Below are 14546 nucleotides of genomic sequence, written 5' to 3' on the forward strand. Positions count from 1 at the left end.
ACTTTATTTCTGCTAAATATTCTAAACAATCTAAATCCGTTTTGAACTTATCTGTAAATTCTAAAATACTTTGTCCTGTAAACTTTTCCATACTTTAAATATACGAAAAAATTATAAGTAATTATCAGAACACCTCAAAAATATAATATTTATTGAAAATGTTATTTTACTTGAATTTTAATTATAAAAAACAATATTTCTTTACTTAAAAGAAAATATTTATTGTCGTAATCTGAACAAATAACTAATATTATTTTTTTTAGCTTAATATAGGGTCTATTTATGATATTTAAATCATAATTATTTTTTTTTCATATTATTAAAACCATAAATACTTTTCTTTCGTAAATGGTTACAGTTATAAATCAAACAAAAATAATTATGATTAAAAAAAGTTTACTCTCGGTTATTGCATTTACAATAGTAACTGCATCAGTTACTGCTCAAAGTCCAGTGAATGGCTTTATGCAGGGAAAAGGAAAAGGTAATGTGGTGGTTTCTTATGGCATGGAAAAATACGATAAAGTATTTTTGGTTCCTGCAGAAGTTGATGGCGTTCCTGTTTTTAATGAAGTTGAAATATCAAGCGCATCACTTTTTGCCACCTATGGAATTACAGATCAATTGGATGTTGTGGCTTCAGTACCATACATTACTGCCAAAGGAAATGCAAGTGAAGCAGTTTTAACAAATTTAAATTTTGAGAATACACGAAACGGTATTCAAGACGTTTCAGTTTTCTTGAAGCTTAGTCCAGACGCTTTTAAATGTAACATTGGTTCTTCCAGTTTAAGTTTTATAGGCGCAGTTGGTGTAAAAACACCAGTGGGCGATTATAAAGCAGACGAAGGTTTACAATCTATTATTGCCATTGGAAACAGAGGAACTACAATAAGTACTATTGCTATTGCGATGTTTAAAACAAAAATGGGAATATTTACTACAGGACAATTTGGTGGTGTCATGGGTGCGAAAACAGTTCCAGATGCATACATTTCTGAAATAAAATTAGGTTATGCAGCTAGCAAAATATATGTGGATGCTTTTTTAGCCAACCAGACTTCTACAACAGGAGTGGATATTTTGGGTAATGGATTTACAGGATTTTTTCCAGTTACCAAAGTAAATTATACCAAAGCAGGATTAAACATCTATGTTCCAATTATACAATCTGTTGGAATTGCAGCAGGTGCAAGCTCAATAATTGATGGTAGAAATATTGGAAAAGCTACTGGATTTTACGGTGGTTTAGTTTACAAATTTTAATAAAAAAGATAAAAATATTTAAAATATAAAATTATGATTAAAACAAAATTTTACCTCGGAATAGCAAGTTTGGTTTTATTGGGAACTGCTTTAACTTCTTGCGAAAATGATTATGAAAATGAGTTGCCAAGTATTGCTGCTATTGCAGTGGCTGGCGCCGATTTTAGTACACTAGAAGCTGCTGCAATTCAAGGTGGTGTTGCTGGTGTTTTGAGCAACAGCAATCCAAATGATGCTTCAGGAAAATACACTGTTTTTGCTCCAAATAATGCTGCTTTTGCAAAATTAGGTCTAGTTGATGCGGGAAGTTTAGGTGGATTGCAAAACTCATTTTTGACCAACACATTATTATACCATGTATCAAATGGGACTTTGTCAAATGGTGGTATTGTAGCAGGAGGTTCATCTGCTTCAGCTTTAGGGCCAAACAGAAGATTTATTTCTAGAGGAACAGATAAATATATTAATGGTTCAAAAATTATTGCTACAGATGTTCAAGCAAGCAATGGTACAGTTCACGTTATTGATAAAGTAATGATTGCAACTGGTGTAAATATTGTGGCTTCTGCGCAACTTTTGCAAACTTCAAAAGTATTTAAAAACCCAGAATTGACGTTTTTGGTTCAAGCGGTAGTATCTTCAGGATTGGCAGGTGTTTTATCTGATCCAGCGAATAATTTTACAGTTTTTGCTCCGACTGATGCTGCATTTAAAGCAGCTGGATTAACTACTCTTGCAGCTGTAGCTGCAACTCCTCCTGCAACTTTGCAAGCTATTTTATTAAATCATGCCATTGGCGATGGTGGAAAATTTACTTCAGAACAAATGGGAACTACCGCAACTACTGCTGGTGGCGGTATATTAACATACAGTACTTTTAGCAATGGTATATTTACAATAAAAAGCAATGGTAATACAACCGTAGCCAACATGGTTATTCCAGATATTCAATGTAGTAACGGTGTTGTACACGTTATTGACAAGGTTTTATTACCATAAAAATTTCATGTTTGTTTTATTTTGATTGTTGGAAACTGGGATGCTTTTTACATCCCAGTTTTTTATTTGAATTCAATTATCTTGATAATTTTTTAGATTCACGTTCTGCTTTTTCCATTTTTTTGCGAAGCTCAATAGATTTCTCTCTCATATTCGCATGTTTTTTATCCCATTTTTCAATGTCTTGCGGCGATAATTTTCCCTTTTTGTTTTGCTTATCAAACTTTTCGATACTTTTTGCAATATCAGATTCGTTTTCTGCTAATTTTTCTATAGATTTTGAAAATCGATCTTCCGCTTTGGCTGCTTTCTCTTTTTCTTTCTCTAATTTTTCTCTTTCCTTATCGGCTTTTTCGTTTTCTTTTTCTAAATTTTTTTGTGCTTTTTCTATTCTTTCAGCAGATTTTTCAGCGTTTTCAATTCGCTCATCTTCTTTTTTGATTTTTTCGGCTTCCAATTTTTCGGCTCTTTTTTTATCAGCAGTTAATTGGTCTTTTTCTTTTTGAAGTCTTTTCGACTCTTTTTCTATTTCTTTTTCTGATGCCTTTTTTTCACTTTCAAGTATGTCTTTTTCTTGATCGATTTTGTCTTGTGCTAGTTTGTCTGCTTTTTTACTTTCGTTTTCAGCTTTCTTTTTTTCTTTATCGGCTTCTTTTTTTTGTTTTTCTGCTTCTTTCTGGTCTTTATCAGCCGTAATTTTTGCTATTGAATCATTGTTTTTGACTGCTTTAAGTTTTTCAAAACTCTCTTTTTCGGTATTTGAAGATACTTGTGCCGATGTTGAAATCCCTAGCATTAATGCTAGTGCAATAATAATTTTCATTTTCATTTTATTCGTTTTTTAGTTACTTTTTGTTAAATACTTTCCTATATTTACTTTATAAAAATACTATTTTTTTGATTATTTTATGAAAATTTGTTTTAAACTTTTATTTTTTACTTTTTTTGTTTTAGAAATTTTAGGTTGTCAGGATAAAAAAAAGGACACAATTAATCCAATTTTTGATAATGATTCTGGTAAAATTGGCACATCAAACAGCATCAATCCTTTTTATTTACCCAGTTCTACTACTCAAATCATTGTAGCGCACAAATATTATATGCTTTCATATAATGAAAAGCATGAACAGGCAGAATGGGTTGCTTACCAATTAAACAAAGCCGATTTGAGTAGAACAAATTTTGATAGACCTTATTTTATTGATGATCCTAAGGTAGAAAGTGGTTCTGCTAGTTGGAAAAACTATAAAAATTCTGGTTATGACAAAGGGCATTTGTGTCCTGCTGGAGACAGAAAATTTTCGTTGGAAGCTTTTAATGAAACATTTTTCACCTCGAACATATCGCCACAGCGTCATGATTTTAATGCAGGTGTTTGGAATACTTTGGAGCAAAAAACCAGGTATTGGGCTGGAAAATATGATGGTATTTTTGTAATTACTGGCGGCGTTTTAAATGGTAATTTGCAAAGTATTGGCAAAGAAAATGTGTCTGTACCACGCTACTTTTATAAAATTTTAATTGATAATTCTCGTGGAAAATATAAAATAATTGCTTTTTTGGTGCCACATGAAGATTCAAACAAACCATTGTATGAATTTGTGGTTTCTGTAGATACAATTGAAAAGCTAACAGGTATAGATTTTTTCCCAAAGCTACCCGATGCGCTGGAAAATGTTTTGGAAAAAGGGAGTGATTATAAAGGGTGGAGTTTTTAGTAATTATAAATTTATTTAATGAAGCTGCTTCAATTTCCAATAGTTAGAATTATTTTTTGGTTTGTATTAGGAATAATATTTGCATTTTATTCAGGTGTATCTTTGTACTTTGGGTCGGTTTTTTTGATATGCTCAATATTTATTTTCGGATTTTGTTTTTATAAATCGCATCAAAGTTTTCATCAGAATTTATACTTTGGCATCTCTTTATACTTGGTGTTTTTTTCAATTGGCATTTTTGCCTCTTTAATAAATGATGACAGATTGAAATCCAATCATTATGCAAACTCAGAATCAAATTTTGGGATTAACCATCCGATAGAAGTTGTGATTCATGAAAAATTAAAAAATTCAGTTTCAAACTATAGATATATTGCAAAAGTTGTTGAAATTAACCATAAAATAAGTTCAGGAAAAATACTTTTAAACTTTAAGAAAACATCAAATTTTAAAGAATTTTCAGTTGGGGCAAAGCTTAAGATTGTGGATCAACTGGTTAAGAATTTCAAACCAAACAATCCAAATCAGTTTGATTATAGTCAATACTTGGAAACAAAAGAAATTTATGGTCAGATTTTTACTGATGTATCTAAAGTAAAAATTTATCCAATTGTCGAATCTTCAATCTGGTTTTATGCATCAAATTTTAGAAATAAAATTATTCACAACTTATCCAAAAACGGATTTAAAAAAGAAGAATTAGCTGTTGTAGTTGCCTTAATCTTAGGGCAGCAACAAGATATTTCTAAAGAAATTTTACGGGATTATCAATATGCTGGAGCTGTTCATATATTGTCTGTATCTGGATTACACGTTGGTTTTATACTGCTGTTCATTACATTTTTATTAAAACCACTTCCAAAAAATGAATGGGGAAATTTAATTAGATTAATCATTGTTTTTATTGCACTTTGGGCTTTTGCATTGATTGCTGGATTGGCTCCATCGGTAGTTCGATCTGCAACGATGTTTAGCTTTTTGGCTGTTGGAATGTTTTTGAATCGAGAGACAAATATGTTTCACACATTATTAGTTTCATTGTTTTTAATTTTGCTTTTTGAACCTTTATTTCTATTTGATATTGGGTTTCAATTAAGTTATGTTGCATTATTTTTTATACTTTGGCTACAGCCAATGTTAAAATCTGTTTGGAGCCCAAAAAATATTGTAATTGTCTACTTTTGGGATATTTTGACAGTTTCTATTGCTGCACAAATTGGTGCTATGCCTTTGAGTATTTATTATTTTCATCAATTTCCAGGACTGTTTTTTATAACAAATTTAGTTTTAATTCCTTGTTTATCAGTTGTAATGGCACTTGGTGTTTTAATGATGGTTTTGGCTTATTTTGATGTAGTTTGGATGATTTTATTAAAATCAGTTGGAATAAGTATTTCTGTAATGAATGGTTTTATAAAATGGATCGCTTCCATTGAAACTTTCATTATCAAAGATATTCCATTGAGCTTTTCTCTTTTAGTTGTTTCCTATTTCATAATTTTTAGCCTAATTGTATGGTTCAAAAAACCAGCATTTAATAAATTGATTATCGTAATGATTGGTTTTTTATTCTTTCAAATTATATTTTTTGCCAATAGATGGTCAGAAGAACAAAAAAAAGAATTAATTGTTTTTAATGTGAAAAACAATTCAATTATAGCAGAAAGAAATGGAAGCAATATTACTTTATTTACAAGTAAAAAATTATTGAATGACAGTTTTGAAAATAAGATGATTCAGTCCTATGTTACTGCAAATTTTTGTAAAATAAAGACAATTGATAAACTTAAGAATACATTGCAATTTGATCACAATAAAATATTAATTATTGATAAATCAAATATTTATAAAACGTCAACAAAGCCAGACATTATTATTTTGAGAAATTCTCCGAAAATAAATTTAGAACGATTGATTTTTGAAATAAAGCCAAACTGTATCATTGCAGATGCTTCCAACTATAGAAATTATGTTTTGGCATGGAAAGCAAGTTGTTTAAAACAGAAAATCCTTTTTCATAGTACTTACGAAAAAGGATTTTTTAGCTTGAAATGAATATTTTAAGATTTTACAGTTTTGGATTCTGTCGTATTTTCTAGTTTTTTAATTTTTGATTGAGTTTTATACTGTGTAATCATAGCGTCAATACCATCGGTAAAAGCTTTTGAGCCACCTTTCACATAGCCTGTTTTTCCAATTTGTGTGATATTGTATTTTTTAGTTGCCTTGTCAACATCTAAATTAAAAACCCAAATAGTTGGAAATCCTTGTATTTGAAAAGCTTGTTGCAAACCTGCATTTTGTTGCTTAATCGCTTCGGTTTGTTCTTTTCTTTTTGGATAATCAACTTCTAGCAAAACTACATTTTTGTCTGACCATTCTTTAAAGTCTGGTGTATTGAAAACTTCGGCAGTTAATTTATGGCACCAGCCACACCAGTCGCTTCCTGTAAAGTTCGCTAAAATTGGTTTTTTGGATTTTTTTGAAATTTTTTGTGCTTCTTCAAGATTGGTTAACCAAACCAATTCTGTTGTGCTATTATTTTTGGTTGAATTGAATTTTGAAAATGCAAAAATCGTGATAAGTGTAAAGGCAAAAAGTATATATTTTAATTTTTTCATAGCTATTATTTTTTTAATTTTAAAAAAGTAAAAATATAAAAAAATCCCTTTCGTTAATGAAAGGGATTCAAGTATTTAAAATTTTTATTTTAAAATAGGTAATAATTCTTCTGGAGTTCTGTAACCTACGATTGGTTCTTGAACGTCGCCTCTTTTATCTATAATATACATTGATGGATAGCCAGCTACTTTGAGGAATTTTGTAAAATCATGAGCACTATTTCTGCCTTTTCTATTTGGATCGTACCCGGGATTTGTATAGGTAACACCTTTATAAGTTATGGATGAGTTGCCTTCTGCATTAAATTTTACTGCATAATAATTTGCAGTTACATAATCTGATATTGTTTTGTCCTGAAATGTGTTTTGATCCAACATTTTGCATGGACCGCACCAATCTGTATATACATCCATAAAAATTGGTTTTGCATTCTTTTTTTGTTTTGCCAAAGCATCATCAAGAGACATCCATTTGATTTCCTGGGCTTGTATTGCTAGAGTTCCCATGGTGAGGAATAATGCTAAAATAATTTTTTTCATTATATGATTTTTTCTATTTATTATCAAAAACAATGCCGAAGTTACTAAATTATCTTACTTCTTGCATTAGTTTTTTTACTAATGGCGAAATAAGTATTAAAACAATACCTGCAATTAAAGCATAAATAGCCAATTGTTCATATCCATTGGCATAAGTATTTAGTTTTTCTAAATTGGTTGCGTCTTTTGACGCTTCTGCTATATTGGCGCCAAGTAAACCTGCAAAATATTGCCCGTAAGCACTTGCCAAGAACCACATTCCCATGATGACAGCCTGTGTTTTTTGTGGTGAAAGTTTTGTCATGGCCGACATGCCAATTGGCGACAAACACAACTCTCCAAAAGTAATTATAAACCAACCAAAAGTAAATAAATCTAATGATGTCTTTCCAGATGCATCGGCAAAGAATTTGGTATAATAAAACACATAAAAACCTCCTGCTAAAAATAAAAATGCCAAGCCAAATTTGACTACTGTGTTGGGTTCAATTTTTCGTTTGCTCATCCAAATCCAAACTATTCCTAGCAACGCGGCAAAAATTATGACAAATAATGAATTGGCAGAATTGTTAACACCATTTGGATCCAACTCTATTCCAGCCACTGTATTTCTTAAATTATTAGATGCAAATAAACTCAGTGAACCGCCACTTTGTTCAAAAAATGCCCAGAAAAAAATCGAAAAAATGATAAAAACCAAAGCTGCTAATAATTTTTTATTTTCTGATGAAGAAAAATTTCTCATTTCATAAAATAAATACAATATAGAAGCGGGTCCAATAATGATCATAAAATAATCAGTATAAACAGTATTGGCCACCATTAAAATAATTACTGGAATAAGAGCTAACGAGCCAATATAGGTTATAATTTCATATGTTTTTCTTTTTGATGATTCTATATTTGCCAATGGCGAAAGTCCAATTTCGCCTAAACTTTTTTGTGTTTGAGTAAATGTTAATAAACTAATAACCATTACGATTGCTGCAAATCCGAAGGCATAATTCCAGCGTAATGCTACAGGCACTATATTTTCCCACAATGTTCCATTGGCAACAGCAATACAAATGTAGCCACCAATTAACGCTCCTAAATTTACACCTGCATAGAAAAGCGAAAACCCAGCATCTCGTCGGGCATCGCCGTCTTTGTATAATTGTCCAACCATTGAGGAAATGTTGGGTTTGAAAAAACCTGTTCCAACTATGGTAAAACTAATTCCGATGAAAAAATAATTTTTAGGATCTGTAGCCAAAATAACGCTTCCCACAATCATTAATAATCCACCCCAAAAGAGCGATTTTCGTAATCCTAAAATTTTATCTGCAAATAAACCACCTATGAAAGTAAAAGCATAAACCCAAGCTTGAGTTGCTCCATATTGAAGGTTGGCTGTGGTTTCGTCCATTTTGAGTTGGCTCACCATAAAAACGGCTAGCATGCCTCGCATTCCGTAAAAGGAAAAACGTTCCCACATTTCAGAAAAGAATAAATACCACAACTGTTTTGGATATTTGCCTTTGAAATTTTGAATTTGTTCTACAGTTGTTGCCATATTTAATTTATCCCTTTTTCTTTCATTACTTTGTTCAATTGTTTTAATAATGCAAACATCAATAAAGTAGCAAACATTAACAGACTAAAATTCACCCAAAAGAAATCTGCTTTATCTTCATAGGTATCCCACATACTGGCGAGAACTCCAGACAATTTATTTCCGATGGAAGTCGATAAAAACCACCCACCCATCATAAGTGAGGTAATATTAGTTGGGCTTAATTTTGAAACGACCGATAATCCCATTGGACTCAAGAATAATTCACCAATAGTGATGACACCATAATTGGCAACAAGCCACCAAACTGAAACTTTTTCTGAACCATTTCCTCCAATGTGAACTGCGGCAACCATAACCAATACGGATAATGCAGAAATTAATAATCCAAAAGCTATTTTGGTTGGTGTTGATGGTTCTTTTTTTCTACTTCTTAAAAAGGTAAAAAATGCAACGACTAAAGGTGTCAATATAATAACCCAGCCAGGATTAATGGACTGACTTAAATTGGTTGCCCAAACAGAAATGGTTGCGCCTTCGGTTGGTAATTTTTCTTTTTTTACATTTCTAAAATAGATAGGATAATCGACAGTTTTTTGAACTTCTCCATTTACTTTTTGCAGTCTGAAACTTTCATCGTACAATTCGGTCGATGCTTTTTTGTATTCTACCTCTTTCGCTAATTTTAAGCCATTAAAAACGGTTTTCGTAGTTCCAGAAATTTCTTTATCTGTATAACGATCTGCCCAAGTTGTTAGTGCTGAACCGTTTAATTTAAAAACTGCCCAAAATAAAATAACCACTGCAAAAATAGAAAGTAATGCTCCTATTGGTCGTTTGTCTTCGACTTTGGCTTTAAAATACAAACTTCCGTAGAAGAAAATCACTGGAATACAAGCAAATATAAAGGCATCGGTGCTATCGGAACCAAAAACATAACTATCTAAATTGGTTTCGGAAGCCACGCCTTTTAACATCCAACCAATAACCCCAAAAACAATTGATGGTAAAAGTATGAACAGTACAATTTTATAAAATGGCATATCGCCTTCTTGCGTGCCTTTTTTGTCGGTTTTATTACCGTAGTGTTTGGTTCCCATCAAGAAAACAATAACACCTACAAACATTCCTACACCTGCCGCCATAAAAGCATATTGCCAACCCAACATAATTTGTAAAGCAGCGCCGAAGAAATTACAGAGAAACGCCCCAACATTGATTCCCATATAGAAAATATTGTAACCTTCGTCTTTCTTTTCTTTGTATTGGTCTTCCGAATAAAAATTTCCTAAAAGTGTGGAAATATTAGGTTTGAAAAATCCGTTACCCACAATTACAAAAGTCATGGCAATATATAATGAAGTAATGTTGTGAATTCCCATCATGAAATAGCCAATTCCCATTAGTATTCCTCCAATTACAATCGAATTTTTATAGCCTAAATACCTATCGGCAACCAAACCGCCGATAAAAGGAGTCAAGAAAACCAAAGCGATAAAAGTTCCATATAAATCGGACGCTTCCTTTTCAGTCATAGCAAATCCTGCTTCGACATCTTTAAGATATAAAGTAAATATTCCTATCATTAAATAATATCCGAAACGTTCCCACATTTCTGAAAGGAATAAAAAAGGCAGCGCTTTTGGGTGTGATTTCCACATAATTTTTTAATTTTAAAAACAAACCTACAAGGATATTGTAGGTTTGAAAGGTATAAAAAATATTTTAATATACTATTATCTCACACCATTCATCATCTTCTTTAATTTCGGTGTTAAAAGAGCCAAAATTATTGCTGCAATCCCACAAAGCACTACGAATACCATAAAGAATTCAAATAAATTATGAATTTCAAATCCTGCAAAAGAATTATTCTCTAATGGGAGTTGTTCTTTTTTAAATAAAGTAACTTGTTCGGCTGTTAAACTTACTTTTTTATCTAAAACATCTTGTAAATTAACTCCTAATTTTTCTGCCTTCATGAATTTATCTCCTGTGGCAGGAATAATTGCTCCAAGTGAACCTGCTAAAGCATAACCTGCTGCATTTGAAATAAAGAATACACCATATAATAAAGACGCAAAACGTTTTGGCGCTAATTTACCTACCAATGATAATCCGATTGGAGATAAACAAAGCTCACCCATTGTTTGAATAAAATATAATAGAACCAGCCATTTTATAGCTAATAAACCACTATTTCCCAAATCTTTAACATTATAAGCAATAATAAAATAACTTAAAGCAATCAAAGCTAATCCGATTGCTTGTTTCATTGGTGAAATTGGTTCTTTTTGTTTTGCTCTCAACTTATCCCACATGATACTGAAAGGCACTGCCAGTATTACAACAAAAAGCCCATTAAAAATCTGTACCATTGACGCTGGCATTTCCCATCCAAACATAAAAGTTCTATCAGTTTGATTTGATGCAATAAAAGTTAATGATGAACCAGCTTGTTCAAATGCTGCCCAGAAGAAAATAATGAAAAATGAAACAATATAAATAACCCAAATTCTTTCTCTTTCTATTTTGTTTTCAGCAGAACTCATGATTAGAAAAGCTAAAGAAATACCTGCGCCATATATAATTGGATAAATAATCCCTTTAACTAAAGTTCCAATTTCAAAATTACTAAATCCAATTTCAGAAACTAATAAATATCTAAAAGCAAAAAATAAAACAACAAAAAGAATTGATGCAATTCCTATTGATTTACTTGAAAATTTTGCTTGTTCTTCAACTTCACCTTTTGTAGCATCTTTATTTGGTTTTGCACCAATAGCAATTCCGTCAGGAGAAACAACATATTTATCTTTTAAAAAGAAGAAAACTAAGGTCCCTAAAATCATAGCAATACCTGCCATTAAATAACCCCATTTAAAAACTGTAGGATCTTGTATTCCATTAACCTTTACATCAGCAAAAATAGGTACAAAATATTGACTCAATAATGCTCCAATATTAATTCCCATATAAAAAATAGTAAATGCAGAATCCAATTTTGTCTTTTCTTGAGGTGGATACAAACTACCCACCATAGAAGAAATGTTAGGTTTAAAGAATCCGTTTCCGAAAATAATTACAAATAAACCCAACCAAAAAATAGATTTAGAAAAGTCTAAATTACTATCATAAATTGTGGCACTATAAAACAATGAAAACTGACCAATTGCCATCAGAGTTCCACCAAGCATAATACAACTCCTGTTTCCTAAATATTTATCTGAAATGAAACCTCCTAAAAGTGGGGTTAAATAACAAAGTGCCAAAAAACCGCCATATATTATTGATGCATTTGACTCTCCTAACATCAAGGCATTCACCATAAATAAGGTAAGAATTGCTCTCATTCCGTAGAAGTTGAATCGTTCCCACATTTCGGTTCCAAATAATACCCAAAGCCCTTTTGGATGTCCTGTTTTTACTGTAGTTTCATTCATTTTTAAATTATTTTAGTTTTGGTTTTTAGTTTAATTATTTTTTATATCCTATTTTTACTCTTTCATTTAGAGTTTCAATTTCTTTATTTTCAGTCATTAAAAATTGAATTGCTTCAAAAATATCCTCAAATTGATTGTCGTATTTTGATTCAAGTTCTTGAATTTGACTTTTTAAGTCGTTAATATTTAATAATGTTCTTCTTAATGCTACAAAAGCTCTTACAATTGCAATGTTCATTTTTCTTGCTTTTGGACTTCTCAAAACACTAGCTAACATTGTAACTCCGTGTTCTGTAAAAGCATAGGGTAATGAGGCTTTTGGTCTTTTGGACGACCTCAATGTTTGTGTTGATGTCATCACAATTTGTGATGACATCAATGTAAATGCTGACGATGACGACAGTTCCTCCCATTCTTCTGTAGTCAATCGGAACATAAAATCTTCAGGAAAACTTTCAATATTCCTTTTAATTGCTTGATTTAAAACCCGAGTTTCAACTTCATAAAGTTCCGCTAAATCAAAATCAAGCATAACTTTAATACCATTTACTTCATATATCTTATTTTGAATCGTAGCTATATTCATTTTTTTATAATTTCTCTTTCAAAAAATTAGTCATTTTAGTATACAATTGCAATCTGGTTTTTCCGCCATAAATACCGTGGTTTTTATCTGGATAAATAGCCCAATCAAATTGCTTGTTGGCTTGCACCAATGCTTCCACCATTTTCATAGTGTTTTGAACGTGTACATTATCATCGGCGGTACCGTGAATTAAAAGAAAATTTCCTTTTAACTTGCTTACGTGATTTATTGGCGAATTATTATCATAGCCGCTTGCATTTTCTTGTGGCGTCTGCATATATCTTTCGGTATAAATACTGTCATAATATCTCCAAGAAGTTACTGGTGCAACGGCAATGGCTGTTTTGAACACATCGGCACCTTGGAAAAGACAATTAGACGACATAAAACCGCCGTATGACCAACCCCAAATACCAATTCTAGATTTGTCTACATACGGATAATTTCCAATTACTTTTGCGGCATCAATTTGATCTTCAACTTCATATTTTCCGAGTTGCAATTGTGTACATTTTTTGAATTCGGCACCTTTAAAACCTGTTCCGCGCCCATCAACACAGGCTACAATATATCCTTGTTGTGCAAGCATCATAAACCAGTATTCATTTGAGCTTCCCCAACCATTTACAACTTGTTGAGAGCCAGGACCAGAATATTGGTACATAAAAACAGGATATTTTTTTGAAGCATCAAAATCTTTGGGTTTAATGATCCAAGCATTAAGCTCGTTTCCTTTTTCTGTTTTTAAAACAAAAAATTCTTTAGATGGTAAATCATAAGTTTTCAATTGATTCGATAGTTCGTTATTGTTTACAATTTCTTTGACGAGTTTTCCATCTTTAGAATTGTTTAAGGTATAAATTGTTGGAACAGATGCACTTGAAAACGAATTGATAAAATATTGGAAGTTAGGACTAAAAGTAGCTCCGTTTGTTCCAATTTGTGTGGTTAATCTTTTTTTACTTTTTCCGTCTAATGAAATACTGTAAACATCTCGATTGATGGAACCATTTTCCACAGATTGATAATAAACTGTTTTCATTTTTTCATCGAAGCCATAATAACTAGTCACTTCCCAATTGCCTTTTGTAATTTGATTTTTTAATTTTCCAGTAGCATCATAATGGTAAATATGATTGAAACCGTCTTTTTCGGAAGTCCAGATAAAACTATTGTCTTTCAAAAAAGTCAAATTGTCTGTTACATCCACATAAGCTTTGTCTTTTTCATTCAAAATTACTTTTGTTGCTCCCGAATTTGCATCGACAAAAAGTAAATCTAAATTGTCTTGATGGCGATTTAAAACTTGTGCCGATAAAGTATTGGCTTCATTAGTAAATTCTAATCTAGCAATATAAAAATCATTGTATTTACTTAAATCAATCTTTTTGGTTGAAGCAGATTTTGTATCATAAATATGCAATGAAACTTCTGCATTTTTTTCTCCCGCTTTTGGATACTTGAATTTATCAGTTACGGGATACAATTCTTTACCGTAAATATTCATTGAAAATTCTGGAACTTGACTTTCGTCGAAACGAATAAAAGCGATTTTATCTGATGATGCATTCCAATCGAAAGCACGAACAAAAGCGAATTCTTCTTCGTAAACCCAGTCTGTAATTCCGTTGATGATTTCGTTTTTATTCCCATCCGAAGTAACTTGGGTTGTTTTTTTGGAAGCTACATCATAAACAAACAAGTTATTTTCTTTTGCGAAAGCAATTTTCGAACCATCTGGTGAAAAAGTGGGTTCTTGAATTTTATAATCAGCGATTTTTGTTAATGATTTTGTAGTAATATCATAAATGTAATAGT

Annotated in this window: 12 protein-coding genes and 1 pseudogene; 4 read left to right on the forward strand and 9 right to left on the reverse strand. The window is 31.5% G+C overall.

Going from position 1 to position 14546, the window contains the following annotated elements:
• Window positions 1-91: pseudogene (locus RMN92_RS08345) on the reverse strand (IS1595 family transposase); the annotation flags it as partial.
• Between the two features lie 290 nt (window positions 92-381).
• Between RMN92_RS08345 and RMN92_RS08350 the strand changes: the two are divergent.
• Both RMN92_RS08350 and RMN92_RS08355 read left to right on the forward strand, forming a co-directional pair.
• Window positions 382-1266: a hypothetical protein gene (locus RMN92_RS08350; protein ID WP_309609012.1), complete on the forward strand. Its 885-nt coding sequence runs from the start codon at window positions 382-384 to the stop codon at window positions 1264-1266.
• Window positions 1267-1299: 33 nt separating this feature from the next.
• Entirely contained in the window at window positions 1300-2265 is a 966-nt protein-coding gene (locus RMN92_RS08355) for a fasciclin domain-containing protein (protein WP_309609013.1), read from the forward strand.
• Between the two features lie 76 nt (window positions 2266-2341).
• On the opposite strand, the gene RMN92_RS08360 is transcribed toward RMN92_RS08355, so the two are convergent.
• Window positions 2342-3094: a hypothetical protein gene (locus tag RMN92_RS08360; RefSeq protein ID WP_309609014.1), complete on the reverse strand. Its 753-nt coding sequence runs from the start codon at window positions 3092-3094 to the stop codon at window positions 2342-2344.
• Window positions 3095-3173: 79 nt separating this feature from the next.
• Here RMN92_RS08360 and RMN92_RS08365 point away from each other — a divergent pair, with 79 nt between their 5' ends.
• Together RMN92_RS08365 and RMN92_RS08370 are read left to right on the forward strand one after the other, a co-directional pair.
• Window positions 3174-3983, forward strand: coding sequence for a DNA/RNA non-specific endonuclease (locus RMN92_RS08365; RefSeq protein ID WP_309609015.1), 810 nt, complete (start codon window positions 3174-3176; stop codon window positions 3981-3983).
• 18 nt (window positions 3984-4001) lie between these two features.
• Window positions 4002-6038 (forward strand): ComEC/Rec2 family competence protein, encoded by a 2037-nt coding sequence (locus tag RMN92_RS08370; RefSeq protein ID WP_309609016.1) that lies wholly within the window; start codon window positions 4002-4004, stop codon window positions 6036-6038.
• Between the two features lie 5 nt (window positions 6039-6043).
• Here the strand turns inward: RMN92_RS08370 and RMN92_RS08375 are convergent, their stop codons facing one another.
• From RMN92_RS08375 to RMN92_RS08405, 7 genes are all read right to left on the reverse strand, one after another.
• Window positions 6044-6604, reverse strand: a complete 561-nt coding sequence (locus RMN92_RS08375) for a thioredoxin family protein (RefSeq protein ID WP_309609017.1) — start codon at window positions 6602-6604, stop codon at window positions 6044-6046.
• A gap of 84 nt (window positions 6605-6688) precedes the next feature.
• Window positions 6689-7144: a thioredoxin family protein gene (locus RMN92_RS08380; protein WP_309609018.1), complete on the reverse strand. Its 456-nt coding sequence runs from the start codon at window positions 7142-7144 to the stop codon at window positions 6689-6691.
• A 49-nt stretch (window positions 7145-7193) separates the two neighbouring features.
• Window positions 7194-8699 (reverse strand): peptide MFS transporter, encoded by a 1506-nt coding sequence (locus RMN92_RS08385; RefSeq protein ID WP_309609019.1) that lies wholly within the window; start codon window positions 8697-8699, stop codon window positions 7194-7196.
• Between the two features lie 2 nt (window positions 8700-8701).
• Window positions 8702-10360: a peptide MFS transporter gene (locus tag RMN92_RS08390; protein WP_309609021.1), complete on the reverse strand. Its 1659-nt coding sequence runs from the start codon at window positions 10358-10360 to the stop codon at window positions 8702-8704.
• Between the two features lie 75 nt (window positions 10361-10435).
• Window positions 10436-12142 carry a peptide MFS transporter gene (locus RMN92_RS08395; protein ID WP_309609022.1) on the reverse strand — a complete coding sequence of 569 codons (1707 nt, stop codon included), beginning with the start codon at window positions 12140-12142 and terminating at the stop codon, window positions 10436-10438.
• 34 nt (window positions 12143-12176) lie between these two features.
• On the reverse strand, window positions 12177-12728 hold the full coding sequence (locus RMN92_RS08400) for an ORF6N domain-containing protein (RefSeq protein WP_309609023.1): 552 nt from the start codon (window positions 12726-12728) through the stop codon (window positions 12177-12179).
• Between the two features lie 4 nt (window positions 12729-12732).
• Window positions 12733-14546: S9 family peptidase (locus RMN92_RS08405; RefSeq protein WP_309609024.1), on the reverse strand; the 1814-nt coding region annotated here is incomplete at its 5' end.

It is taken from the genome of Flavobacterium sp. (assembly GCF_031363805.1).
Classification (GTDB): Bacteria; Bacteroidota; Bacteroidia; order Flavobacteriales; family Flavobacteriaceae; genus Flavobacterium.